Genomic DNA, 25,890 nt, shown 5'->3' on the forward strand with positions numbered 1-25,890 from the left:
ACTGAGGGCTTCAGTCACCATTTTTGAAGTGCAGGGTTGTCATCAGCAAAACCCCTCCACTTTCGCGGAGGGCAGTCTGAAGGAAGGTTGTGGAATTTCAGGATTCAGGGGTGCTGGATGAAAATCCGGTTGCAAGTTGCATTGTTGTTTTCCAGCCATTCGGTGACCTTGTTGCCCGGGTCCACTTTGGCGCAGAGGTAATAGTAACCGGTGGGGGTGTCTTTGGGGATGGTCGCTCCGATGGGGTAGCTCTGACTGGCTCCAGCAGCCAGATCCTGGGTGTTGCTGGCCCGGCCTCCGAGCAGCAGCACATCCTCGCTGAAGTTGGGAGAGTAGATGGCCCAGGTGTTGGGGGTCACGGTGTCAGTGGAGAGCATCAGGTCCAGCATGTAACCATTTGCACCTGCGGTCAGGGTGCCTTTTGCAGTGCCATTTCCGACGTTCAGGGCGGTCAGTTTCACCAGGGAACTGATGTCTTCTCCTGCATGGGCTGCAGTTGGGGAGGAGAGGGCCACTTTCAGGTCCGGCAGCAGAATTTTGACCGGGGTGATGGGCGCAGCTGCGGTTTTGGCACTGGTGATGAACTGGGGATTTCCGGTTTGAACCAGGTCAATGGCGCATCCCTGCAGCAGCAGTGGGTCGACCACGCCGTTGTTCTGGCACTGGGTTTTTGCATTGGTTTCCTGCACGGAGGTCATGGCAGGCAGGGCAGAGGGGAAGTTGGGAACGGTGAAGCCACCGAAAGACTCACCTGCACCGTAATAGAACAGGGATTCAGCAAGGGAGGGAACCCGCCAGCTGCTGGCGTAGGTGGTGTACATGGTGTTGAAGTCAATGGGGTTGGGCAGCACCACGCCACTTCTCAGGGCAAAGTCATTGGCCGTGTTGCCATCGAAGTTTCCGAGGAGCCCCTTAACGCGGGATTGTGCACTGGGAGGGAGGATCAGTTTCACGTCGATGTAACTGCCATTCAGGGTGGCTTCCATCTTTTCGCCACCAGGGTAGCTGAAGGTGTATTTGTTGCCTGCCTGATGGATGGTGTAACCCCCACCCATGTTCAGACCGCCGGCAGGCACGGCAGTGGGGGTTCCAGCAGGACCCATGCGCAGGTTGGGTGCTGCACCGATGTAGATCCCTGCTTTGAAGCCGTTCATGGAGGTGGCAACGGCGGTGTTCACGCTGACCGTGCTGCTTCCACCCCAGGGACGCTGACGCACCTGCACCCGGAAGGGATTGACCGTGGACATGGAGAGGTCGAATTCTCCGGTGCTCTGGAATTCCACGCCCAGACCGTCACAGGTGGTCAGGTGGGGGTCGCCCCAGCTGGTGCAGATGGTGCTGTTTGCGGGTGCAGTGGAAATGTCGATTCCGGCTTCATTGCCGTTGCGGATGGCCATTCTGGAACCAGCAGCAGCCGGACCGCTGAACGTTTCGGTCCCATCGTTGTAGGCGTAAACCCGGATTTTGACAGCTTTGTCAGCAGGGAGTTTGCCTGCAGGAATGGAATAATTTCGCGCTGTCCCAGGGAGGTCGGGGGAAGTCCATCCGGTGCCGCATCCCACCCCGCAGGACCAGGTGGCACTCACCACGAAACGGTCAGGGTTGAGGCCATAACTGTTGTTCCACGCGACAGGCAGGGGTGTGGCAGAGTTGACCACCGTTGACGCCACTGGGGCCGTGACCACTGGAGCTCCAGGTACCCAGTCCTGTGCATGCACGATGCCATCTGGCGTGCGCACATCCAGACTCAACCCATTGCCCACAGCCACAGCGAAGCCCAGATTGCCCTGATACAGACCACTGGAGGTGTGGGGCATGTTGATGGTGTTCACCCGCACGTCAGCACCTGTGTAGGCGACACCTCCATTGGTTACGCGGATGTTCTGGAACATGGGTCCCATGTCGGTGCCCCGGACCAGATAGGTCCCTGCCTGCTGGGAAATCTGGTTGTCCTGTCCACTTTGAACTGCAGGGGTGTTATTACATGATGCGAGAATCACGGCGACAGTCAGGGTGCTCAGGGCAGAAATCGACTTTTTCATGGGCTCCTCCTTGAATCCTCCTGATGTCCTCAGGGGAAACCGAAATCCAGCCTCTTGGTGGGGGGGAACGCTGGATTTCTCTGTTGTTTCAAAGGTACGCTTCCCCTGTTGAACACCCCCTGAACAAAGCATGAACACCCCAGCCTCCTGTACATACACCAGAAAATCCTGTCCAGAGCGGGATCTAGAATGGAAGCATGAAGCTGCTGATCTGGGATTTTGATGGCACACTTGGATACCGGGAAGAGAATTTCAAAACCGCATGGAGCACAACTGCAAAAGAAATCCTGCAGGAGCACCACTCAGAGGTGCCGTATTCAGGAGGTCTCCTGAGCAGTGGATTTCCCTGGCACACCTGGGAGAACCCACATGAGAACCAGCATCCAGATGCGTACTGGAGCCAGATTGAGCAGGTGTACCACCAGTTGTTCGAAACGCTGGGGTTGAAAGAACAGGCCCTGACCCTCAGCAAAAAAGTGAGAGGTCAGTTCTGTGATGTCAACAGGTGGCACAGTTATCCTGACAGTGCTCATGTGCTGGAGGCCCTGTCTCAGAAGGGATACGTGCATGTGATGCTGTCAAACCATGTCCCGGAACTCTCCACAATTGTGGACCATCTGGGGCTGGGTGGGTTTTTTGACCACATTTTCAACAGCGGCATCACAGGATTTGAGAAACCACACCCTGAAAGCTACCAGATGGTTCTGCGAAAGTACCCTCAGGCTGAAACAGTGACCATGCTGGGCGACAATCGCAAAGCAGATGTCATCGAACCCGGGAAGCATGGCATTCGCGGCATTCTGGTGCGTGCAGTGGACACCGAGCTTCCCTGTGTGCCGGGTCTGAACCACCTGTTGCAGGGCGTGCTCTGATCAGGTGCTTTCTTCCAGCCCATGCCGAGAAGATTCATCTTTCAGGTGCACCCCACTGAACTGCAGCCTCAGGGCAGAGGAGGCCAGAAAAACCAGAGAGTGGATGGCTGCTTCATCAGAGAGCCCTTTTGCGTTGATGTTGGAAACGCAATTGCGCTCTGAATCCATGCGCCCCATTCTGGGCTGGAAAGTCAGGTATGCTCCCAGGCTGTCGCTGCTGGACAGTCCTGGCCTTTCACCGATCAGCATGATGGAGAGCCTTGCCTGCAACATCTCTCCGATGGAATCTGCAAGGGCAACCCTTGACTGTGAGGCCAGCACCACAGGTGCAACGGAAAAGCCTTTGCTGCTCAGGGCAGAGACCAGTTTCAGGGCCACCCTTGCAGCATGCTCGTTCACTGCAGTGGCAGACAGGCCATCTCCAATAACGATCAGAATGTCTGTGGGTTCAGGGTGCAGGCTTTGCAGATGTTCAGCGTCTGAGGGGTGCAACGACCGCCCAAGATCAGGACGCTTCAGGTACGCAACGCGATCTGCGGCCTGGGACCTGATGTGCAGCACCTCCAGACCCGCTTTCTCAAGTTGTTCTTGCATTTCTGCAAAACGGGCTTGCTGGTGAATGGCGTCCCGGGCCTGTGCATGAGAAAGCTGGAATTTCAGGTTCTCTTCGGTGGTGACGGCGTGGCCCACCCGGTTGATCGCCACCCTGGCATGGGTGAATTCCTTCAGGACCTCCCAGGGGGTGCGACTCACCTTCATGCCACGCCCCCATCGGGCAGGGCCAGCCTGAGGAGTTGATTTGCGGCAGAGGAAGCAAGCTGACCTCCCCGGGTGATCTGAAACCGCTCCAGCCACGCTTCAAATTCTGGAGCAGGTCTGAGGTTAAAGAGGTCCCGCACATACCACGCATCGTGGTAGGAGGTGCTCTGGTAATGCAGCATGATGTCGTCCGCTCCAGGCACCCCCATGATGAAATTCACCCCTGAGGCGGCAAGCAGGGTCAGCAGCACATCCATGTCGTCCTGATCGGCCTCGGCGTGGTTGGTGTAGCAGATGTCCACACCCATGGGGAGCCCGAGCAGTTTCCCGCAGAAATGGTCTTCCAGGCCTGCCCGGATGATCTGTTTGCCGTCATAGAGGTATTCCGGTCCAATGAAACCCACCACCGTGTTCACCAGATGCGGGTCATACAGGCGGGCCAGTCCGTAAGCGCGGGCTTCCAGGGTTTGCTGGTCCACTCCAAAGTGGGCTTCAGCAGAGAGGGCACTGCCCTGTCCGGTTTCGAAGTACATCACATTGTTTCCGACGGTTCCTCGTTTCAGGGAAAGACCTGCAAGGTGCGCTTCATGCAGCAGGTTTGCATCAATCCCAAAGCCTGTGTTGGCTTTCTCGGTGCCTGCAATGCTCTGGAAGATCAGGTCCACCGGAGCCCCTTTCTCGATGGCCTGAAGCTGGTTGGTGACGTGGGTCAGCACGCAGGACTGGGTGGGAATGTCCAGTTTCTGGCGCAGGTCATCCAGCATGGTGAGCAGGCTGCAGATGCGGTCCACCTGATCGAGGGCCGGATTGATGCCGATCACTGCGTCCCCGATCCCAAGCAACAGACCATCCAGAATGGACGCCAGAATGCCTTTCGGGTCGTCTGTGGGATGGTTGGGTTGCAACCTGGTGGAGAAACGTCCTTCCAGGCCCACCGTGCTCCTGAATCCGGTGACCACCCTGCATTTGCGGGCCACCGTGATCAGGTCCTGGTTGCGCATCAGTTTGCTGACTGCGGCAGCCATTTCTGGTGTGATGGCCCACTTCAGGGCAGAGAGCGTTTCCGGGGTGGTTTCAGGATCAAGCAGGAACTCCCGAAATTCTCCCACCGTCTTTCCAGCAATCATCTGAAAGGTCTGCAGGTCATGCGACTGCAGAATCAGGCGGGTCACCTCGTCCTGCTCTTCTGGGATCAGCTGTTCCTGCAGAAAGGTCTCCAGTGGAAGTTCTGCCAGCAGATGGCGGGCAGCCACCCGTTCGGTCTGGCTTTCTGCCCCAAGTCCTGCGAGAACATCCCCGGATTTCTCCGGAGATGCTTTTGCCATCAGGGTTTTCAGATCATGGAAGAGGTGGGTGGTGGGTCCCAGTTTGATGCGGTACACGGTTCAGGCCTCCAGGGGAACTGCCAGATCGTCTGTCAGGTTGGCACGTTGCTTATGGGTGACACTGTAATACACAAATCCCAGCAGCAGAAGCCCCAGGTACAGGCCAAAGATCAGCAGGTTGAAATACACCATCGTGCAGAGGCTGAGGACAGCAAGAACCAGGGCAACGATGGGAAGAATGGGGTAGAGGGGGGTGCGATAAGGTCTTTCCAGATGGGGTTCAGTCTGGCGGAGTTTCAGCACACTCGCCATGGAAAGGATGTACATGGTGATGGCCCCGAAAACACTCATGGTCACGATGTTGGCAGTGAGGGGCAACCCTCCGAGCTTGATGAAGCTGTCGCTGTAAATCGCCAGAATGCCCACGACGCCTCCAGCCAGAATGGCCCAGTGGGGAGTGCGGGTTGATGGGTGGATGCGGCTCAGGCCTCTGGGCATGAAGCCTGCGCGTGCAAGAGCAAAAAGCTGCCTGGAATACCCCATGATGATCCCGTGAAAAGAAGCAAGCAGTCCAAATAGCCCGATCCAGATCAGCATGTGCAGCCAGGTGCTGTTTTCTCCCACGACCACTTTCATGGCCTGGGGCAGCGGATCATTGATGTTGCTGAGGGTTTTCCAGTCCGTGACCCCACCAGCAAAAACCATCACTCCGAAAGCCAGCACGAGCAGGGTCAGGATGCCGCCAATGTAAGCACGGGGGATGGTTTTCTTCGGGTTTTCTGCTTCTTCTGCAGCCATTGCAGCCCCTTCAATGGCCAGGAAAAACCAGATGGCAAAAGGAATGGCGGCAAAAATCCCACTGAATGCCTGTGCCGAAAAGGTGTCGCTGCCTGCCCAGCCATTCTGCACAAAGCGGACCAGTGAAAACCCTGGCGAAACCACCCCCATGAACACCAGCAACTCCACGATCGCCAGCACGGTGACGATGAGTTCAAAGGTGGCGGCAATGGTGACCCCGAGGATGTTCAGGGCCATGAAGACCACATAGGCTCCAACAGCAACCAGTTTGGCGTCCAGTGCAGGGAACTGCACGTTCATGTATGCACCGATGGCCAGTGCGATGGCGGGTGGGGCAAAAACGAATTCAATCAGGGTCGCCAGACCAGCCAGAAAGCCCGCTTTTTCACCAAAGGCGCGTCTGGCATAAGCAAAAGGACCACCGGCGTGTGGGATTGCGGTGGTCAGTTCGGTGTAACTGAAGATGAAGGTGGTGTACATCAGGGCGATCAGAACGGTGGTGATCAGGAACCCCAGAGTGCCTGCAGTGGCCCAGCCGTAACTCCATCCGAAGTACTCTCCAGAGATCACCAGGCCCACCGCAATGCCCCACAGGTGAATGGCCTTGAGGCCGCGTTTGAGTTGAGGTGCAGTCATAGGTACCCCCGCCATCAATCAAATTTGAATTGACTATAAGAGGCAGAAGTCTGGCTGTCAATGCTTATTGAAAAAACAAAAATCAGATTGAAGATTTTTCCTGTTGTTGAAAAATTTACTTGAGGTGCTGCCAGGAAGTGTCTGCTGGTGGGGTATCAGCGACATGAAAAAACCCAGGCATGGGGCCTGGGTTTGCATTTGATTTCCGCCTTATGCTTCAACTTCTGCGGTCACTTCGACCGGGCAGTTCAGGCTGGCGGCAACAGAGCAGTATTTTTCGTGAGACAGGTGGGCTGCTTTCTCAAGCTGCTCTCTGGTCACCCCTTCACCCTTCCCGATGTGCCTGAGGGTGATTTTCACGTAACGGGCAGGAATGCCTTCTGCCCGCTCCCCTTCAGCCTCGATGCGGTAAGCGGCCAGAGGGGTTTTTCTTTTGCGCATGATCTCAACCACATCCACTGCAGTGCAGGCGGCCAGGGCGCCCAGCAGCACTTCCATGGGGCTCGGGCCCACTTTGGTGGCACTGTTGTCAATGAGCACCTGCTGCCCTGTTTCATTGAATCCGACATAACGCTGTTCACCGAGGTGATGCAAAACCATTTTCTTCACAGCCATGAGGTTCAATGTAACAGATCGGGTACGGGACATTGAGAGCCTGTCCACCCTTTAAAATAAGGACATGCGTAGCCTTCACGTTCTTCTGACAATCTTGGTGGGTGTGGCAGGCAGCCTGGTGGCTTACGGAGCGGTGTACAACCACTTCCGTCCCCGTGCTGGCATTGCCGATCCAGAACTTGCTTTCCGCATGATTCCCCTGGAGCTCATTTTCGGACTGTTGATGGGCTTCTGGGTGTACCGCACTTTTGGTTCAAGGCTGCAGGATGGAGCCCATCCCAGGCTGGACATTCAGGAACGGATGCTGTTCAGGCTTCTGGCCCGTAAGGGAGGAAAGATCACCTGGAAAGACATACAGGATTCCACCCCCCTCTCGGAACAGGATGCCCGCAATCTGCTGCAAAAATGGGTGGCAGAAGGCAGACTCCGTGAAGTGGGACAGCAGGAGTTTGTTCTGAATTGAGCACCCCGGACGGTCTTTTTGACACCATCATCAACCGGGCGGATGGCTTTCTGAGGATCTCCCGTCCCACCAACCGCCTGGACGCCCTGCAAGAATGGCATGCCCGGACCCGCTTTGCCCGCAGGGTCTCTTTTGACGATCTGGTGCACATTCTGGAAGGCAGGCCCGAGGGCCAGTACCACTGGGAAGGTGGCCTTCAGGGAGCGTGGATTGAGGGGGAGCCCCGGTTTCCATGAAGGGTTTGGTACGGCCCGCGCCTGCGTGGTCTCTGAAATGTTTCCGGCCCACCCTCTCTGGATTCTCGACATAAAATAAACCCGATGAAACTCTCTCACCTGCTGGACCTGAGTGCTTTCCATTTCCGGCCTGTGACAGGGGTGTCACTGGACCAGGACATCCGCTGGGTGGCGGTGATTGACATTCCCAATGCCTGGAACTGGATTCAGGAGGGGCAGTTGCTGCTCACCACCGGGTACACCTGGCCACATGATCCTGAGGAATTGCAGGTTTTCATCGCCCGGATTGCCGAGCGCAGGCCTGTCGGGATTGCCCTTGCGGTGCCGCATTTTTTTGAGCAGTTCCCGGAGGCGGCCCGTGAGGAGGCAGAGCGGCAGGGTCTGGCCGCCTTTGAGCTTCCCTGGGAGATCCCATTTGGGGTGCTGACTGAGGCCATCCACAAGGAACTCCTGAGGGAGCATTATGTCCTGCTGGAGCGTTCCGAGCAGATTCACCGGGCACTGACACAGGCGGTGGCAACCCTGGCTGGATTCAGGGAACTGGCGAGGGTCCTGGCTGACCTGCTGGACCGGGAAGTGATTTTTGTGGGTTCAGGAGGGGAGGTGCTTGGTGCCCACCCTGCAGTTCAGCCTTTTCTGCTTCCAGAGTTTGCCTACAGCCTGAAAGGTGCAGTCCTCAAAAAAGAAGGTGTGGTGTCCCCAATCCGGGTGGGTGAGCAGCTTTCCGGATGGGTGGTGGTGCGGGGAGGGAAGACCCCTCTTTCAGAACTCGATGTGCGGGCAGCCGAGCATGCCTCGGTGGTGGCGGCCCTGCAGATCGTGCACGAGCGTGCCCTGAGCCTGCAGGAGGCCCGTCTGGGTTATGCCTTTTTTGAGTCGTTGCTGGATGCTTCAGAAAGCATGTCCTCACAGGTGATTGAGCGCGCGGCACGTCTGGGCTTCAAGAAGGACCTGAGGTTCAGGCTGGGGGCAGTGCAGCTTCATACGCCAGTTCCCCTGTCCGAAGCGGCTTTCAAGGCCAGAGAAGCCCTGGCATCGGACCTCAGAGATGCACTGAAAAGCTGTTCTGCGCCGCAACTGCTCAGCTTGCAGCAGAACCATGTGATTTTTGTGCTCCCTGAAGACCATGCTCCAGTGCAGCTCTGGAGCAGGATCAGGCGTCCGGGGTGCAGCATGGCCTTTTCTCGCCTGTACCAGGGGCTTTCTGAGGTGGGACTGGCCTATCAGGACCTGCAAATGATGTTGCCCCACTCGAAAGAGGGGCAGTTGCACCATTATGATGACCTGCTGATTCCCAGGGTGCTTGCCGGAGACAGAGAAGCCAGGACAGCTTTTCTGGATGACCTGTTTTCCAGGCTGCCCCGCGAAGATCTGCGTGGCACCCTGATGGCTTTTGTGCAGTGTGGCTTTCAGTTGAAGAAAACTGCCATGAAGTTGCAGGTCCACATCAACACCCTGCGGTACCGTCTGGAGCGGATTTCGGAGGCCACAGGCTGGGATTTGGAGGATGTGCAGACCCGCTTTAAGCTGCAACTGGCCGACCACCTGTTGTTGGAAAACCACAAAAAGTAGCCTGATTTTTGGATGTTGTCTACATGGTTTGTAACCGTCTAGACAGGTAGCGTAAAGAACAACAAAAGTCTGTGGGAAGTGCTGGAATCCAGCACCCTGAACGTCCGGTGTGTCACCACATCCGGGAAGGCATTTCACATTCCGCCAGACTTCAGACACTGGGAGGTGTCCCTTGACCCGAGCAGAATCGCGAACCCGACACTTGCTGGACCTGAGAGCGAAACATGTTCCCCGGGGGGTCAGCAATGCCCACCCCATCTTTGCAGCACGGGCAGAGGGGGCCAGGCTGTGGGATGTGGACGGCAGGGAATACCTGGATTTCGTGGGGGGCATCGGAGTGCAGAATGTCGGGCACAGCCACCCCAAAGTGGTAAATGCCGTGCAGGCCCAGCTTGAGCGCTACTCCCACACCTGCTTTCAGGTGACCATGTACGAGCCTTACGTCAAACTGGCAGAGCGCCTGAACCAGCTGGCTCCCGGGGACTTCGAGAAGAAAACCATCTTCCTGACCACCGGTGCGGAGGCCGTCGAGAACGCCGTAAAAATCGCCCGGGCCTATACGGACAGGCCTGCCATTGTCAGCCTGACCAGTTCTTTCCACGGGCGCACCCTTCTGGGCATGAGCCTGACGGGAAAAGCAGCATACTACAAACAAAACTTTGGCCCTTACGCACCAGAGGTCTACCACGCACCTGTGCCCCATGCCTACCGAGGAAGGGACACTGCTCAGGCCCTCGAAGCCCTGAGGGAACTCTTCCAGACCACAGTGGACCCCTCCAGGGTTGCTGCCATCATTTTTGAACCTGTGCTCGGAGAGGGTGGATTCATTCCTCTTCCAGCAGCCTACCTGCAAGGCCTTCGAGAACTGGCAGACCAGCATGGTTTCCTTTTGATCGCAGATGAAATCCAGTCTGGGTTTGGTCGCACCGGAAAAATGTTTGCCATTGAGCACTCTGGCGTGGTGCCTGACCTGATCACCGTGGCAAAAAGCCTTGCAGGCGGACTTCCCCTCTCTGGTGTGATCGGCAGGGCAGAGGTGATGGACGCACCCGCCCCAGGAGGACTCGGAGGTACCTATGCAGGGAATCCGCTGGCCTGTGCTGCAGGTCTTGCAGTGCTGGACATTCTGGAAGAAGAAGGGCTGGCACAGGCAGATGCCCTTGGAGCCCTGTTGAAAGACGAATTCCAGCGCCTCTCCGAGAAGCATCCTTTTGTGGGAGAGGTGCGAGGGCTCGGTGCCATGATGGCCCTCGAAATCGTGCAGAATAGAGACAGTCGCACCCCCGACGCGGCCCTCACCCAGCGGATCATCGATCATGCGCGGGACAGAGGTTTGCTCCTTCTGAAGGCTGGAATGCACGGATCGGTGATCCGGGTTCTGGTGCCAGTGACCGCAGATTTGACAGATGTGCAGCGTGGTTTAAACCTTCTCGATGAAGCCATGACGGCAGCCAGTGGGGTGATATGAGCGCACAGGGACTCAGACTGCAGAACATCCACAAGACCTTCGCCGGGGTGGAAGCCCTCGGCAACATCAACCTCGACATCGAGGCCGGAGAGTTTTTCACCCTGCTCGGGCCATCAGGGTGTGGAAAAACCACCTTGTTGAGGATCATTGCCGGATTTGAAGTGCCAGACCGGGGCGAGGTCATCTTGCACGGTCAGGACATCTCCCAGAAAAGCGCCATGCAGCGGCCTGTGAACACCGTGTTCCAGTCCTACGCGCTTTTTCCACACCTCAACGTCTATGAGAATGTGGCTTTTGGTCTGCGCAGCAAACGCATTTCCGGCGCAGAGGTGGACAGAAGGGTCAAAAACGCACTGGAAATGCTGCGTCTGGGAGAATTTGCAAAGCGGTTCTCCCACCAGATGTCCGGCGGTCAGCAGCAACGGGTCGCCCTCGCCCGTGCCCTGGTCAATGAACCAGAAGTGCTGTTGCTCGATGAGCCCCTCAGCGCACTGGATGCCAAACTCCGCACCGAGGTGCAAATTGAGCTGCGCAGGCTGCAACACCAGCTGGGCACCACCTTCATTCTGGTGACCCACGACCAGGACGAGGCCATGAGCGTCTCGGACCGCATTGCTGTGATGCGCAAAGGAGCCATTGAACAGGTCGGGTTGCCCAGAGAGGTGTACGCAACCCCAAAAAGCCGTTTTGTTGCCGAGTTTCTGGGCCTGGCAAACCTGATTCAGGCCAGAATGGACCAGAAGACCGCCACCACTCCATTTGGTCGCTTGCACCTGTCAAATGCCCCCTCCTGGCAGGAAGGCATGCTGGTGATCCGCCCCGAGCGGGTTCAACTCTGTGAAGATCCACCCCTGGTGAACACCTTCCCCTCAAAAGTGCGGGATGTGGTGTACCGGGGGTCCTACCTTGAGGTGTGGCTGGACCGGGAAGACCTGCGGGTGCGCACGCCTCCCCACCAGAACCTCAGCGTCGGGCAGGAGATCTACGTGCACTTTCCCCAGGAAGCCCTGGTTCCCCTGGAGGCAACCCCATGAGAAACGTGCTGGTCTGGTACGGTGAACTCACCTCTGCCGGGAGCCTGCGCAGACGGGGCCTGGTCTTTCTGCTTCCTGCCCTTTTGTGGCTTCTGGGTTTCCTGATCCTGCCGGGTCTGGTCCTGATCGCTGTGAGCTTCGCAGAGCGTGGAACATACGGGGACATCGTGTGGAACCTGAGCCCTGAAAACTACAAACGGGCGCTGGGTTTTGGATTGTTTGGATGGAGCCCTGATTATCTGCTGATCCTCTGGCGCTCTGTTCTGGTGGCTGGGGTGACCAGTCTTTTTTCCGTGCTGCTGGCCTACCCGCTTGCTTTTTTCATTGCCTCCCGTCCAGAGCGCACCCGCTATTTGTGGCTGACCCTGGTGATCATTCCCTTCTGGACCAATCTGGTGATTCGCACCTACGCATGGTTTCTGCTGCTGGCCCCCGAGTCTCCTTTTGTGAAGCTGCTGGCTTCCCTGAATCTGGTGCAGCCTGGAGACGCGCTTTACCCCAGTGCATTCGCCGTTTACCTGGGGATGGTCTCTGCTTTTCTGCCTTTTGTGGTTCTGCCCCTCTACAGCAGTGTTGAGCGCCTCAACTGGAGGCTGGTGGAGGCCGCGCAGGACCTGTACGCCAATCCGATCCGGGTGTTCATGCAGGCGATCTTGCCCCAGACCCTCCCTGGCCTCACGGTGGGGGTGATCCTCACCTTCATTCCGGCAATGGGCATGTTTGTGGTGCCAGACCTCCTTGGAGGGGCAAAATACCTGCTGGTGGGGAACCTGATCCAGCAGCAGTTCGGAGCGAGCCGTGACTGGCCTTTCGCTGCTGCCATCGCTCTGGGTCTGATGCTCATGACCCTGGTGGCCCTGAGGATCTACCGCACCCGCGCCACCGAGGTGGACCTCGTATGAGGCGGCATCTGGTTTCCGGCATCGCCCTGGCCACCCTGGCCTTCCTGTACCTCCCGATGCTGGCCGTCGCCGTCTACTCGGTGAATCAGGCGAAATATGGCATGGTCTTCACCGGATTCACCCTGAACTGGTACAGGCAGCTCATTCAGAACCAGGAGATTCTGGAGGCTGCCAGAAACACCCTGTTCCTGGCGCTGGTTTCCACGCTGATTGCCACGGTGCTCGGGACCATGCTTGCCATTGCCCTGGAACGCTACCCGTGGGGCAAGCGGGCGCAGAACTTCTTCAGCACCGTGCTCTATCTGCCTGTGGTCACTCCAGACATCATTCTGGCTGCCTCACTGGTGGTCGGATTCAGCCTGCTCAGGGTGGTTTTCAGTGGATTTGAACTGGGCATGCCTGCCATGATCATCGGGCATGTGACGTTTCAGGTGGCTTTTGTGACCCTCGTGGTGCAGGGCCGCATGAAGGCCTTTTCGCGCGATCTGGAAGAAGCGGCCCGCGACCTCTACGCCAGCAATGCAGATGTGCTCAGGCGCGTGCTGCTTCCGCTCCTCACCCCCGGAATCGTTGCAGGGGCCATGCTGGCCTTTACCCTCTCCCTTGATGATTTCGTCATCAGCTTCTTCACCGCAGGACCCGCAAGCACCACCCTTCCCCTTTTCATTTACGCCTCGGTCCGGCGCGGGGTCACCCCCGAGATTCACGCCCTCTCCACCCTGGTTTTTCTGGTCACGGTCATTCTGGTGCTTGTCGCAGAGCGCCTCTCAAGGAGGAAGTCACAATGAAAACTTCAAAATGCTGGATGCTGGGCCTCACGCTGATCTCGGGAATGGCTTTTGGTGCAGGAAAAGAACTGCGCATCTACAACTGGTCGGAATACATGGACCCACAGATCCTCAAGGACTTTGAGAAGAAAACCGGCATCAAGGTGCGCCAGGACCTCTTTGAATCCAACGAGGAGATGGTTGCCAAGCTGCAGGCCGGAGGGGTGAGCCAGTACGACATCATCGTGCCTTCCAACTTCATTGTGCCCACCCTGATCAACCTGAAACTGGTGCAACCGCTGGACCTCAAGAAAATCCCCAACCTCAAGAACCTCGATCCCAAATTCAAGAAACTCCCCTTCGATCCCAACAACAAGTACTCGGTGGCTTACCAGTGGGGCACCATTGGACTGGTCTACAACAAGGATGTGATCAAAAAGCCTCCAACCAGCTGGGCAGTGATCTTCGATCCCAAACAGGCCAACAAGAAATTCGTGATGTTTGACTCCATCCGCGAGATGATGGCCATTGCACTCGGATACCTCGGACACGACATCAACACCGTGGACCCCAACCAGGTGAAAGCCGCTGGCAAACTCTTGTTCGACACCAAAAAGAACAGCAATTTCCAGGGATTCGATGCGGGCGTGGTGGGCAAGAACAAGGTGCTGGCAGGCACCGTCACCATGGCCGTGGCCTACAACGGCGACGCGGCCCGCGCCATGAGCGAGAGCCCCAAGATCGGCTATGTGCTTCCCAAAGAAGGGGGCAGCATCTGGGTGGATTCCCTGATGGTTCCAGCCAAAGCGCCCAACAAGGACGCCGCCATGCAATTCATCAATTACATTCTGGACGCCAAGGTGGGAGCGCAGCTCTCCAATTTCATCCAGTACGCCACCCCCAACAAGGCCTCGCTGCCCTACATCAATGCGAAAGACCGCAAAAACCCTGCCATCTACCCCACAGAAGCAGAGATCAAAAACCTCAAGTACATCGTTGATCTGGGCAAGAACAACCGCCTCTACGATGAAGTCTGGACCGAGGTCAAGTCGAGGTGACATGCTTCCGCTGACTGCGTGCATTCCACCTCCGGTATGGAGTGAGTTGACCGTTCACTGAAGCATGGCGGTGATGCCGAGGGCCAAGAGCCGAGGGCCGAGGGCATGACGAACAGCCTTTGCTTCAGCAACAACCTGAATCCGTGGGTCTGGGCGAGGGCTTTTCTGGCTCTCGGCCCTCGGCCCTCGGCCCTCGGCCCTCAAGGAGACATCCATGCCCCACATCCAGCTCAACACCCCCATCCCAGGCCCGAAAAGCACAGAAATCATGAAACGCCGCATGGAGGCCGTCTCCAATGCCCTCGGTCAGGCCATGCCCATCTCGGTGAAACGGGCAAAAGGTTCACTGGTCGAAGATGTCGATGGGAATGTCCTGATTGACCTTGCCGGGGGGATTGGCACCCTCGGGGTGGGCCATGCACCTGATTTTGTGGTGAAAGCCATCCAGGAGCAGGCAGAAAACCTGGTTCACATGTGCTCCATCGTGGCCACCTATGAGCCTTATGTGGAGCTCTGTGAGGAACTGAACCGCATCACCCCCGGAGACTTCAAAAAGAAAACCCTGCTGGCCAACGGTGGCTCTGAAGCCGTGGAAAACGCTGTGAAGTTTGCCCGCAGGTACACCGGACGCCAGGGGGTGATTGTTTTTGAAGGGGCCTACCACGGACGCACCAACCTGACCATGAGCATGACCAGCAAATACGCCCTGTTCAAAAAGGGATTTGGTCCATTCGCCTCGGAAATTTACCGTGTGCCTGCCCCCAGCTTCTACCGTGTTCCAAAAGGCATGACGCAGGAAGCCTACCTGGAGTGGTGCTGCAACAATCTGGAGCATGCCCTGATCTCCCATGTGGATGGGAGTGCTCTGGCTGCGATTGTCATTGAGCCTGTGCTCGGAGAGGGGGGCTTCATCCCGATGCCTGAACCCTTCCTGCGCAAAATCCGCGAAATCTGCACCCGTGAAGGGGCTGTGATGATCGCCGATGAGATCCAGTCTGGCTCTGGCCGCACTGGAAAACTCTATGCCATTGAGCATTCTGGGGTGGTTCCTGATCTCATCATCAGTGCCAAGAGCCTGGGTGGAGGAATGCCCATCAGTGCCGTGACGGGACGTGCAGAGATCATTGATGCACCGCACACCGGAGGGGTGGGCAGCACCTACGGGGGCAATCCGGTGGCCTGTGCTGCAGCCCTGGCCGCCATAAGGCACATCAACACGCCAGAAGTGCTGTCTCAGGCCGCCAGGGTGGAGCGTGTGGTCCGGGAGGTCTTTGAGCCTTTAAAAGGCAAAGTGGCTGCCCTGGGTGATGTGCGTGGGGTCGGGGCCATGATGGCCGTTGAGTTTGTCAAAGACCACGATACGCTGGAGCCCTGGTCGGACTTCGTGATGGAAGTGGTGAAACGCAGCCTGCAACGGGGTGTCATTGTGATCCGGGCTGGCCTGTACACCAATTGCATCCGCTTCCTGCCTCAGCTTGACATTCCTGAAGACCAGCTTCGTGAAGCCCTGCAGGTGGTCGCAGAAGTGGTGCAGCAGGTGGACCAGGACCTGGGGGTGGTCCGTGCCTGAGCGTTTTCGGGTGGTGCAGTCCACCCCGGACATGGCGCACAGGCTCGCTGAAATCCAGCGGGCCTGCTTCCCCGACCTTGCCGAAGGGGAACTGATGCGGGCAGAGCACTACCTCTCCCACCAGAAGGTCTTTCCGGAAGGTCAGCATGCCGTTCTGGATGAAGAGACTGGACAGGTTGCAGCATCAAGCAGTGACCTCAGGATGAATGTGGATTTCGAGCACTTTGAGCACCGCTACATGGACGCTGTGGACAACAATTACCTCACCAATCACAACCCGGCAGGGGAGTGGCTGTATGGGGCAGACATTGCCGTGCATCCAGAGTACAGAGGTCATGGTCTGAGCACACTCCTGTACAACGCCAGGCACGATCTGATCCGCAGGCTGGGTTTAAAGGGTCATGTGGCTGGAGCGATGCCCAAAGGCTACCACTTGCATCCAGATTTGAGCATCGAAGAATATGTACAGAAAGTCGTGGCAGGCGAACTCAGAGATCCGGTGCTCAGTGTGCAATTGAAAAGGGGCTATCAGGTGCATGGCATCATTCCGGATTATCTGGAAGACCCGAGCTGTGGACATTACGGGGTGTTCATCGTCTGGCACAACCCTGAGGTGTCCCAATGAGCACCCTGTACCGCAATGCCAACATCTGGGGCAGTGAAGCCACCTCCATTCTGGTGCGAGATGGGACCATTGAAGCCATAGGGTGGGAAGGAGCAGCAGATCAGGTGATCGACCTGCAGGGTGCCCACCTGCTTCCTGGTTTCAATGATGCCCATGTTCACATCTGGAAAGTGGGCCAGCTTCGCACAACCACCCTGGACCTCAGGGGCATTCAGACCCTGCCCGATCTTTTTGACCTCATCAGGGACAGGTTGCAGACCCTGAAGCCTGGAGAGTGGCTGTATGCCAGAGGCTGGAATGAGGCGAACCTGCAGGAAAAACGGCCACCACTGCGCACAGAGCTGGATCAGATCGCACCAGAGAACCCAATCCTGCTCACCCGCACCTGTGCCCACATTCATGCTGCAAATTCTCTGGCCTTTGAGCTTGCTGGAATCCATGCGGAAACCCCCAGTCCTCCTGGAGGTGAGGTGCACTTCGAGAAAGGCTTGCTGCTCGAAACGGCCCTCGGCCTCATCCAGAAAGCCATGCCAAGGCCTACCGTGCAGGACTACGAACGCTGGGTCCTGGCCGGGTGCGAACACCTGCGGGACCAGGGCTGCACCCACGCCACCGATCCAGCAGTTGACCCCCCACTCCTGCAGGCTTACATCAACCTGGCAGAGCGGGGTGAGCTGCCCATCCGGGTGAATGTCCTGTACATTCGCAGGCCTGATGGAGGCAAGGAAACCTACCCCCTGCCTGAGCCACATGAGCACCCTTACCTGCGTGTGAAGTCCGTCAAGTTCTTTGCAGACGGCGGTCTTTCTGGAGCCACGGCAGCGCTCAGCGTTCCCTACCAGAACACCCCTGAGCCATCCCAGGGGGTCTTGCGTTTTGACACCGATGAACTTTATGAGCTCATGCTCGAAGCCCATCTGGCAGGGTTTCAGATTGGCACGCACGCCATTGGAGACCGGACCCTTACACAGGTCCTTGGCATCTACCAGAGGCTGTACACAGAGCATCCCAGCAATGTGCGCCACCGCATCGAGCATTTCGGTCTTCCTGACCCACAACACCTGAATCTCGCCCATGAACTGGGGATCATTGTGGTGCCCCAGGCGATCTTCCTCAGGGAATTGCGGGTCAACTTTGAGCGTTACCTCCCTGAAAGTTTCAAAGCCAGATGTTATAACCTCAGGCAGATGCTGGATGCCGGACTCACTGTGGCCCTGTCGAGTGACGGTCCGGTGGTGAAAGAACTCCGGGTGCTAGAAGGCATCCAGGCCGCCATACATGAAGGCATAAGGCCAGAGAACAACCTCACCCTTGAAGAAGCTGTGGAAGCCTACACCCTTGGAGGGGCGAAAGCCCAGCAGCAAGAACACCTGTACGGAGACCTCACTCCAGGCAAGAAGGCAGATTTTGTGCTGCTCAGCCACTCCCCTGATGATCCGCAGGCCCGCATTCTCAGAACCATCCTTGCAGAGGAGCACCCATCATGACCACCCAGGTACTGGATTACCCCACCCAGGCTTACATCAACGGACAGTGGACCTCCACTGGACGCACCTTCACCATCACCAACCCGGCCACTGCAGAAAAACTCTTTGAAGTGACCGACTGTGGTGCACCCCAGGCAGAGGCTGCACTCCAAGCCGCTCTGGAAGCACAGAAGACCTGGAGGAAAGTGAACCCCTTCGAACGAGGACGCATCATTGCAAAGTGGGCCGCCCTGATGCACGAGAACAGTGAAAAACTCGCTCGCATCATGACCCTGGAGATGGGCAAACCCATCATCGAAACCAGAGGTGAGGTCAAGTACGCTGCCAGTTTTGCGGAGTGGTACGCCGAAGAAGGCAAGCGTTACGCAGGGGAGATGCTGCACATGCCTTTCGACCACAAGCGGGCCATGGTGCGCTATGACCCGGTGGGCGTGTGCTATGCCGTCACCCCCTGGAATTTCCCTGCTGGCATGGTCACCCGAAAAGTGGCACCAGCCCTGGCCGCAGGTTGCGTGATGGTCCTCAAACCCGCAGAACAGAGCCCGGTCACAGCCCTTTATCTGGCTGAACTCTGGGAGCAGGCCGGAGGTCCAGAAGGCACCTTCCAGGTTCTGCCCTCACTGGACCCAGTGCCGGTCAGCAAACCTTTCATCGACAGTGCAGACTGCCGCAAGATCACCTTCACCGGAAGCACCGAGGTCGGGCGTATCCTCTTCACCCAGGCTGCGCAGACCCTCAAACGCATCTCCTTTGAGCTTGGGGGACACGCGCCTTTCATCATCTTCCCCGATGCAGACCTCGATCTGGCCGTCAAGGAAGTGATGCTGGCAAAATACCGCAATGCGGGGCAGACCTGCGTGTGCGTGAACCGCCTGTACGTGCACGAGGACATTGCAGAGGCCTTCACAGCAAAACTGGTGGAGAAAGTGAAAACCCTCAAGGTGGGCAACCCCATCGAGCAGACCACCAGCATCGGGCCACTGGTGGAAGAACAGGGCCTCAGAAAAGTGGAGCGCCACGTTCAGGATGCTGTAGAAAAAGGCGCGACGCTGGACTTTGGAGGGGAAAGTCTGGGTGGACTGTTCTACTCCCCCACCGTGCTCTCCAACGTCACCTCAGACATGCTGATCATGAACGAAGAGACTTTTGGACCCGTGGCCGCCATCACCACCTTCAAAACCACCGAGGAGGCCATCGAACTTGCCAACAACACCCCCTTTGGTCTTGCCGCCTACCTGTGGACCAAAGACATTGCCACAGGCTTCAAGGTCTCAGAAGCCCTGGAATACGGCATTGTTGGCGTGAACGATGGTGTCCCGAGCGCTGCAAGCCCTCACGTTCCCTTCGGAGGCATGAAGTTCTCGGGGGTCGGACGTGAAGGGGGGCACTGGGGCCTGATGGAGTACCTGGAGCCCAAACTGGTCAGTTACGGCCTCTATGACTGATTGACCTGCCACACAAAACCAAAAAGGCGTTCCCCCCGACCAGGGAACGCCTTCCATTTGCTGTTGAGGTGTGCTCTCTATTCTCAGTAGTAGTGGTACCAGCCAGCGGCACGCACGGCTGCATGGTACGCCTCGGCGCTCTTGTTGCAGGCGTAACGCAGGGGGTTGTACCAGGCGTAGTTGCTGGAGCAGATGGAGAGCATGTTGCTGTAGAACTTCGAGTCGATTTTCAGGCGGTTCCACTCATTGGCCATGCCGAACTTCCGGTAATTGCGGTAACCAAAGTCATGCTGGTTGCAGGCATTGCGGAAGCGGCTGTTGGCATCTCCGAAAATGGTGGAGACCCAGCCAGGCGCAGAGCATCCATCCCGGCCCCAGTTGAATTGGGGGTAAGATCCACGTCTGCTGTAGTAGGAGTTGTAGTTGGACATGCTGCCCAGGGCAATGGAGACCATCAGGGCATTCTGGGGTTCAATGGCAATCTGTCCATCTGCCTCTGCGGACTGTTTGAGGGCTTCACGGAAGCTCTGGGCCACCTCGGGCTGGTTGGCCTCCAGTTCCTGCAACAGGGCCTGGTCTTCTGCGCTGATGCCGCTCTGGATGTCGGCGCCAGGCACCTGGGTGCTGGAACAGGCCGCGAGGGTCAGGGTGAGCAGGGCTGCGGGAAGAATCATTTTCAGGTTCATGTGCGCCTCCTAATGCAGTGGTGTGGAATCTGGGGAAGAGAAAGACGGTGACTGTGCCCCTTTGCCTTTCACTGGGATCATGATAGCCAGGGGCTGTAGAATGGGCGTAAATCGAAAAATGGTGTCTGGAAAGGCGGGAATACGCATTTCTTGGCTGGGCTTCAGGTGTGCAGGGGAATTCCCTTAATCCAGAGGCTGCTGCCTTTTTTGTTAAACTGGGTCAAGAAGCAGTGCAAGTTCGCTGATCACTGGTGCTGAGAGCATCAGCAGTTGTCTTTTGCCGTTTCACAACAGCAGAAACAGCGATGACCTGCCTTCTGGACGATGTATGACATGAAAAGATCCCGCAAGCCTGACATGCAGATCTGCTGCCTGGGGCTCCCGGTCCTGATCCAGGGGTCCAGAAGCCATCCGTTGCCCAATGAACGCTCCCTGTGGTTTCTGACCTACCTGGCCGCACAGGAGGGCTGGGTGATGCGAGAAGAACTGGCCCGTGTGTTGTGGCCCGATGCAGAATCCAGTGTGGGACGGACCCGGCTCAGGCAATTGATTTTGCGCATCAAGGACCAGGATCTCGCTCCGCAACTGGAAATCGAGCCACACCGTCTGCGCTGGAATTCGGGCTGTGATCTTCATGTTTTCCGGGAGGCTTACCAGCGGGAAGACTGGGAGATGGTGAACCAGATTTACCGGGGGGCTCTGCTCATGGGGTGCTCCACAGAGGCATCCGATGAATTCACGGCCTGGCTGGATCTGGAGCGTTTCAAATTGCAGACCCAGTGGAGGCAGGCGGCCCACCAGCACGCCCTTGTGCTGCAGAAGCAGGGCCAGGTGCAACAGGCACAGGTCGTGCTGGAACGCATTCTGGATTCAGATCCTCTTGCAGAGGATGTGCTCTGTGATTACCTGCGCATGGCCACCCACAATGGTCATGCAGATGCTGCCACATCCCGTTACCGGCATTTTGTGCGGGAACTTCAGGAGCAGCTGCAGATGAAACCCAGACAGGAAACCCAGGATCTTTTTGCCCTGCTCAGGCAGGAATTGCCCCAGGAGGGAACAGAAAAACCTGCTTTAGAGCGTTCTGCTCCCATGCAAATGACCTCCTCGCTGATGGGCAGAACGCAAGAATTGCAGGAGATCCTGACCCAGCTTTCCCAGGCACAGGTGCGTCTGGTGTCCCTGACCGGAGTGGGAGGGGCAGGGAAGACCCGCCTGGCCCTGGAAGTGGCCCGACAGTTCCCGATGCCCTCGCTTTTTGTCAGTCTGGTGGGACATCCAACGGAAGAGTCCATTCTGCCCCGTCTGGCACAGGAACTCGGAGTGACCCTCACCTCCCTCCAGCAGGGATCGGAGCAGGTTCAGAGGGCACTTTCAGGCAAACAACTGCTGGTGATTCTCGACAACGCTGAGCAGGTTCTGGAGCACACCCGAGAAGGGGTGAATGTGCTGCTGCAGTGCCCAGATGTGAAGGTGCTGGTGACCTCCAGAATTTGCCTGGGTCTGCCAGGAGAGCATGTGCATGCCCTTGGGGGTCTCGATGCAGGTGAACTTGAAGCGGAGGTGTCTCCTGCCCTGCAGCTCCTGATGGAAGCCGCCAACAAGGTGATGCCCCAGAACCAGTGGACTGAAGAAGAACGGGACGCTGCACGTCAGATCTGTAATCGGGTGCAGGGGCTCCCTCTGGGTCTGGAACTCGCCGGGGCCTGGAGACGGCTGCTGGGCTGGACGGAAATTCGGGATGAACTGGAGCAGAGCCTCGATTTCCTGACTGGAGCCCTTCCAGGTCTGCCAGAAAGGCATTCTGGCATCCGCATTGTGTTTGAGCATTCCTGGCGTCTGCTTCCCACAGGATTGCAGCAGGCCCTGCTGGACCTGATGGTGTTCCGGGGCAGTTTCGAAAGGGCCTCTGCCCTGAAGGTCACCGGCATCAGCAACCGCGACCTGCTTTCCCTGGTGGACCACTCCCTGGTCAAACGGGTGAGGGGAAGCGACCAGCGTTTTGAGGTGCATGAACTTATAAGGGAATTCGTCGCAGAGAAACAACCTGGGGGCAACGTTCAGACCCAGGTGCGTCGGAACCACGCCCGCTATTTTGTGGGGTTCATCCAGCAGCATGATCCGTATGCTCCCGGGGCCAACCAGCAGTGGGCCCTGCAGAAATTGACCCAGGAGTACGACAACCTCCAGATTGCCCTGCATTCCCTGTATGAGGCCTGTGACACCCGCACACTGCTGTCCCTCCTCACGCCTCTGTGCCTGTTGTGGGTCACCCGCAACATGACCCTGCAGGCTTACGACTGGCTGGGCAGAATCCGGGACATGCCGGGCGTGCAATCCGACCCTGCCCAGTACGCAGAACTGCTGCTGAACTACGGCAACCTGGCCCGTTTTCTCGGAGACTTCTCCACAGCAGAGCCTTACTACCTGGACAGCCTGAGCCGTGCCGAGGAGCATGGCCTGCATCACACAGCTTCTGCTGCCCGCAACAGCCTGGGGGCCATGTACCTGATTCACCGGAGGGTTCAGGAAGCACAGCGGCTGTTTCAGGAGAACCTGCACAGGCTTTCCACCCAGCAGGACGCATGCACCCACCAGCAATCCTTCAGCCGACTGGGGATGGGACATGTGTGCCGCTTTCACGGCGATTTCGGGGCTGCAAAACAGTACTTTCAGGACAGCCTGAGGCTCATCCAGTGCCGTGGGACCCACCATTTCCTGGCTTACGTGTATGAGGGGCTTGGCATTCTCGCCCTGGACCAGGGGGAACTGGAAGACGCCCACCTGTGGATCTCTCGCTGTATAGCTGAAAAAAACCGCATGGACAACAAGTTCGAACTGGCTGTTTCATACTACGATCTGGCGTGCATCGCCAGGGCTCAGGGGAACACCACCGAGGCCCTCACCCACCTGGTGAACAGCATTCAGCTGTCTGTGCATGGAAACCAGTTGCAATCCCTCCCCGCGGCGGTGGAACAGCTTGCGGAGGTGATGGCCCTTCTGCGGTGCCCTCTGGATGCCCTGCAACTGTGGGGTACAGCCTCCGTGCTCAGAAACCGCATTCAGCTTCCATTTGCCCGTCCCTTTCCTGAACGCTCCAGAGCGCTGTACCGCAGCGCCAGAGAAGTGGTGGGTCCTCTGGAAGCCAGCCAGCACGAGGCAGAGGGCAGCAGGTTGACCCTGGTTCAACTGTCTCGACTGGTGACAGACCTGTCCTGCAGGGTTCAGAAGCAGCCTTTGCCTCTGGCAGGTGGGAATGGAACCCAGCGCTGGTCTGTGCACTGATCGGGGAAAGACCTGATCGGCAGCTTCCTGATGGCGCACTGCAGTTCTGGACGCTAGATTGGGTCAGGAGGACCAGCCTTGATTCCTTTTTACAATGCCCCTGCCCTGAACCAGCCACCTGCTGAACTGGTGGTTTATGTCAAGGAGCACACCCTCAAAAAACCCCAGACCCTGCAAATGCTCACCATTGATTTCCCGGATGGGATGCGGGTCAAATACGCCCTGACCAACCAGAAGAACTGGCAAAAAATCACCGAACAATCCAGGTGCCTGAACCCACAGCAGTCTGTTCTGGTGACCCTGATTCCCCGCAAGGAGAGCGCAAGACACTCTGCCATCAGTTACACCCTGCTTTGTGAGGACATCAAAAACCACGTGGTGCTCAGTTTTGCCCAGAGCAGTTCCGGGGGCATCACGGTGAAACAGACCTCCAGTCCAGGTGACAGCATGAAAAAGGCAGCCCTGCTGAAACGCTGAGCTGCCTGCGCCTGCGTGTGTTCCTTACTGTTTGAGTTCTTTGCGTTCCTCTCTGGCCGTGCGGATCAGTGAGAAGATCACTCCACCTGCCAGCAGTCCCAGGGTCACGCTGAGGGAGAGCACAGGGTCCATCTTGCCGAAAATCTGGTTGTAGAAAATCTTGAATCCAATGAACACCAGCACCAGGGCCAGGGCATACTTCAGGTATTCGAAGCGGTTCACCATGGCGGCCAGAGCAAAATACAGTGCCCTCAGGCCCAGAATGGCGAAAATGTTCGAGGTGTACACGATGAAGGGGTCCTGGGTGATGGCGAAAATCGCTGGAATGCTGTCCACTGCGAAGATCACGTCTGCAAACTCGACCATCACCAGGGCCAGGAAAAGGGGTGTGGCATAACGCACGGACTTCTGGGTCACTGGATCTTTCAGGCGAACAAAGAAGTTCTGGCCGTGCAGGGTGGGGGTGACTTTGATGCGCTTGCGAATGAAAGACAGGATCTTGTTGTTCTCGATGTCCTCTTCTTCGTCTTTGCTGAAAAGCATCTTCAAACCTGTGAAGAGCAGGAAAGCCCCGAACACATACAGCACCCAGTCAAAATTGCTGACCAGCGTTGCCCCCAGACCAATCATGATGGCCCTCAGGACAATCACGCCCAGAATGCCCCAGAAGAGCACCCGGTGCTGGTACTTTCTGGGAATCGCCAGTGCAGAAAAAATCAGGGAGATCACAAAAACATTGTCCAGCGAGAGGCTTTTCTCAACGGCGTAGCCCGTGTAGTAAGACAGGGCAGCTTCAGATCCCATCTGCCACCAGATGAAACCACCGTACAGCACAGCAATGGCGATGTAGAACGCCGAGAGTTTCAGGCTCTGGGCCACCCCGATTTCTTCGGTCTGGCGTCTCTTGCTGAGAATGCCAAGGTCAAAGGCCAGCAAGCCCAGCACCAGCACAATGAACATCAGCCAGGTCCACAACGGCTTTCCGAGGTAACTGAGGGTCAGGAGGTCCATCACAACGCGCACTTCCTTTCCGACTGGTGGTCTGCAAAACGACAGAAACCCTGAGCAAACCAAACACAGTCTGCTCAGAGTCTCGCGATTTTCTGGTCCTGACCGGGCACTGTGCGTGCCGTACTGACGATCAACACCACCACCGGAAAGTGGGTGCTACTCCCTCTGAATGGTTTCATGCTAAACAAAAATGATGAGAATCTTCTTTGAACCTGTGCAGGGAAGCCCCTGGATAGTGCTACAGATCACAATAGAAATCATGAACCAAAAGAACTCCACATGAAGGCCGCGTAAGTCAGGCCTCCCAGACCTGCAATTTTCTTCGCCAGTTCAGGGTTGGAAGGGGCCACAAAACAGGCAATGGCCAGAAACACCCACACCAGACTGTGCCCCCAGCGTTGCAGAAAATACCGCAAGCCCACAGCAGGACGGTGGGGAAACACAAACACAAAGACCGTCGCCACCCCCATGCACAGCAAACCCCAGATCCAAAAAGGCACACCAAACAGATTCATTTTTTACCTCTCATGAAGAGTGAAGCCACCAGCAGGGCCAGCAGGGCCAGGCTGGGAACAAGTTCAGGTGACAGGGGCACAAGCAGCACAGCAACCCCCAGCACCACGAGAGCCACACTGAACCCGTACCTGTCCCGGAATGAAGTGAGGTGCTCGGGCACCTGCCATGCAAACCATCCTGCGAGGGAAAAACACACCAGGGTCCAGATCCAATGGGGCAGTCCAAAGAAGTCCATGTCTGA

Annotated in this window: 24 protein-coding genes; 15 read left to right on the forward strand and 9 right to left on the reverse strand. The window is 57.2% G+C overall.

Going from position 1 to position 25,890, the window contains the following annotated elements:
* Window positions 1–104 precede the first annotated feature (104 nt).
* A complete protein-coding gene (locus DC3_RS19025) occupies window positions 105–2,042 on the reverse strand; it encodes a VWD domain-containing protein (protein ID WP_186816127.1) in 1,938 nt (645 codons plus the stop codon).
* Between the two features lie 197 nt (window positions 2,043–2,239).
* Between DC3_RS19025 and DC3_RS19030 the strand changes: the two genes are divergently transcribed.
* Entirely contained in the window at window positions 2,240–2,914 is a 675-nt protein-coding gene (locus DC3_RS19030; protein WP_146887141.1) for an HAD family hydrolase, read from the forward strand.
* Here DC3_RS19030 and eutC read toward each other — a convergent pair whose 3' ends face one another.
* The 4 genes from eutC to DC3_RS19050 form a co-directional block, all read right to left on the reverse strand.
* Window positions 2,915–3,673 (reverse strand): ethanolamine ammonia-lyase subunit EutC, encoded by a 759-nt coding sequence (gene eutC, locus DC3_RS19035; RefSeq protein WP_146887143.1) that lies wholly within the window; start codon window positions 3,671–3,673, stop codon window positions 2,915–2,917.
* The gene (locus DC3_RS19040; RefSeq protein WP_246130742.1) at window positions 3,670–5,055 is read right to left on the reverse strand and encodes an ethanolamine ammonia-lyase subunit EutB; all 1,386 of its coding nucleotides are present in this window, start codon (window positions 5,053–5,055) and stop codon (window positions 3,670–3,672) included. The genes eutC and DC3_RS19040 overlap by 4 nt, the downstream gene beginning before the upstream one ends.
* Window positions 5,056–5,058: 3 nt before the next feature.
* The gene (eat, locus tag DC3_RS19045) at window positions 5,059–6,432 is read right to left on the reverse strand and encodes an ethanolamine permease (protein ID WP_222594799.1); all 1,374 of its coding nucleotides are present in this window, start codon (window positions 6,430–6,432) and stop codon (window positions 5,059–5,061) included.
* Between the two features lie 210 nt (window positions 6,433–6,642).
* Window positions 6,643–7,047: an OsmC family protein gene (locus DC3_RS19050; protein ID WP_146887147.1), complete on the reverse strand. Its 405-nt coding sequence runs from the start codon at window positions 7,045–7,047 to the stop codon at window positions 6,643–6,645.
* 64 nt (window positions 7,048–7,111) lie between these two features.
* Between DC3_RS19050 and DC3_RS19055 the strand changes: the two genes are divergently transcribed.
* The 12 genes from DC3_RS19055 (at window position 7,112) to DC3_RS19110 (ending at window position 19,674) form a co-directional block, all read left to right on the forward strand.
* Entirely contained in the window at window positions 7,112–7,510 is a 399-nt protein-coding gene (locus tag DC3_RS19055) for a hypothetical protein (RefSeq protein ID WP_146887149.1), read from the forward strand.
* Window positions 7,507–7,746 carry a hypothetical protein gene (locus DC3_RS19060; protein WP_146887151.1) on the forward strand — a complete coding sequence of 80 codons (240 nt, stop codon included), beginning with the start codon at window positions 7,507–7,509 and terminating at the stop codon, window positions 7,744–7,746. Before DC3_RS19055 ends, DC3_RS19060 begins: the two co-directional genes overlap by 4 nt.
* Window positions 7,747–7,830: 84 nt before the next feature.
* Window positions 7,831–9,318, forward strand: a complete 1,488-nt coding sequence (locus DC3_RS19065; RefSeq protein WP_146887153.1) for a PucR family transcriptional regulator — start codon at window positions 7,831–7,833, stop codon at window positions 9,316–9,318.
* 172 nt (window positions 9,319–9,490) lie between these two features.
* Window positions 9,491–10,786, forward strand: coding sequence for a 4-aminobutyrate--2-oxoglutarate transaminase (gene gabT, locus DC3_RS19070; RefSeq protein WP_146887155.1), 1,296 nt, complete (start codon window positions 9,491–9,493; stop codon window positions 10,784–10,786).
* Window positions 10,783–11,820 (forward strand): ABC transporter ATP-binding protein, encoded by a 1,038-nt coding sequence (locus DC3_RS19075; protein ID WP_146887157.1) that lies wholly within the window; start codon window positions 10,783–10,785, stop codon window positions 11,818–11,820. Before gabT ends, DC3_RS19075 begins: the two co-directional genes overlap by 4 nt.
* On the forward strand, window positions 11,817–12,722 hold the full coding sequence (locus tag DC3_RS19080) for an ABC transporter permease (RefSeq protein WP_146887159.1): 906 nt from the start codon (window positions 11,817–11,819) through the stop codon (window positions 12,720–12,722). Before DC3_RS19075 ends, DC3_RS19080 begins: the two co-directional genes overlap by 4 nt.
* A complete protein-coding gene (locus DC3_RS19085; RefSeq protein ID WP_146887161.1) occupies window positions 12,719–13,510 on the forward strand; it encodes an ABC transporter permease in 792 nt (263 codons plus the stop codon). Before DC3_RS19080 ends, DC3_RS19085 begins: the two co-directional genes overlap by 4 nt.
* Window positions 13,507–14,547 carry a polyamine ABC transporter substrate-binding protein gene (locus tag DC3_RS19090; protein WP_222594800.1) on the forward strand — a complete coding sequence of 347 codons (1,041 nt, stop codon included), beginning with the start codon at window positions 13,507–13,509 and terminating at the stop codon, window positions 14,545–14,547. The genes DC3_RS19085 and DC3_RS19090 overlap by 4 nt, the downstream gene beginning before the upstream one ends.
* 214 nt (window positions 14,548–14,761) lie before the next feature.
* A complete protein-coding gene (locus DC3_RS19095) occupies window positions 14,762–16,117 on the forward strand; it encodes an aspartate aminotransferase family protein (protein WP_146887163.1) in 1,356 nt (451 codons plus the stop codon).
* Window positions 16,110–16,742: a GNAT family N-acetyltransferase gene (locus tag DC3_RS19100; RefSeq protein WP_246130743.1), complete on the forward strand. Its 633-nt coding sequence runs from the start codon at window positions 16,110–16,112 to the stop codon at window positions 16,740–16,742. Before DC3_RS19095 ends, DC3_RS19100 begins: the two co-directional genes overlap by 8 nt.
* Entirely contained in the window at window positions 16,739–18,229 is a 1,491-nt protein-coding gene (locus DC3_RS19105) for an amidohydrolase (RefSeq protein ID WP_146887165.1), read from the forward strand. Before DC3_RS19100 ends, DC3_RS19105 begins: the two co-directional genes overlap by 4 nt.
* On the forward strand, window positions 18,226–19,674 hold the full coding sequence (locus DC3_RS19110; RefSeq protein WP_146887167.1) for an NAD-dependent succinate-semialdehyde dehydrogenase: 1,449 nt from the start codon (window positions 18,226–18,228) through the stop codon (window positions 19,672–19,674). Before DC3_RS19105 ends, DC3_RS19110 begins: the two co-directional genes overlap by 4 nt.
* Window positions 19,675–19,757: 83 nt before the next feature.
* Here DC3_RS19110 and DC3_RS19115 read toward each other — a convergent pair whose 3' ends face one another.
* Window positions 19,758–20,360 (reverse strand): phospholipase A2, encoded by a 603-nt coding sequence (locus DC3_RS19115; RefSeq protein ID WP_146887169.1) that lies wholly within the window; start codon window positions 20,358–20,360, stop codon window positions 19,758–19,760.
* A 333-nt stretch (window positions 20,361–20,693) separates the two neighbouring features.
* Between DC3_RS19115 and DC3_RS19120 the strand changes: the two genes are divergently transcribed.
* A complete protein-coding gene (locus DC3_RS19120; protein ID WP_186816128.1) occupies window positions 20,694–23,645 on the forward strand; it encodes an AfsR/SARP family transcriptional regulator in 2,952 nt (983 codons plus the stop codon).
* Window positions 23,646–23,723: 78 nt separating this feature from the next.
* A complete protein-coding gene (locus DC3_RS19125) occupies window positions 23,724–24,122 on the forward strand; it encodes a hypothetical protein (protein ID WP_146887172.1) in 399 nt (132 codons plus the stop codon).
* A 24-nt stretch (window positions 24,123–24,146) separates the two neighbouring features.
* Here DC3_RS19125 and DC3_RS19130 read toward each other — a convergent pair whose 3' ends face one another.
* The 3 genes from DC3_RS19130 to DC3_RS19140 all read right to left on the reverse strand — a co-directional run bounded on the left by DC3_RS19130 (window position 24,147) and on the right by DC3_RS19140 (window position 25,884).
* Window positions 24,147–25,145, reverse strand: coding sequence for a TerC family protein (locus tag DC3_RS19130; RefSeq protein WP_246130744.1), 999 nt, complete (start codon window positions 25,143–25,145; stop codon window positions 24,147–24,149).
* A gap of 245 nt (window positions 25,146–25,390) precedes the next feature.
* Entirely contained in the window at window positions 25,391–25,648 is a 258-nt protein-coding gene (locus DC3_RS19135; protein ID WP_146887174.1) for a hypothetical protein, read from the reverse strand.
* Complete coding sequence (locus DC3_RS19140) at window positions 25,645–25,884, reverse strand: hypothetical protein (protein ID WP_146887176.1); 240 nt, start codon at window positions 25,882–25,884, stop codon at window positions 25,645–25,647. The genes DC3_RS19135 and DC3_RS19140 overlap by 4 nt, the downstream gene beginning before the upstream one ends.
* Window positions 25,885–25,890: the final 6 nt, after the last annotated feature.

The organism is Deinococcus cellulosilyticus NBRC 106333 = KACC 11606 (assembly GCF_007990775.1).
In the GTDB taxonomy this organism is placed as follows: domain Bacteria; phylum Deinococcota; class Deinococci; order Deinococcales; family Deinococcaceae; genus Deinococcus_C; species Deinococcus_C cellulosilyticus.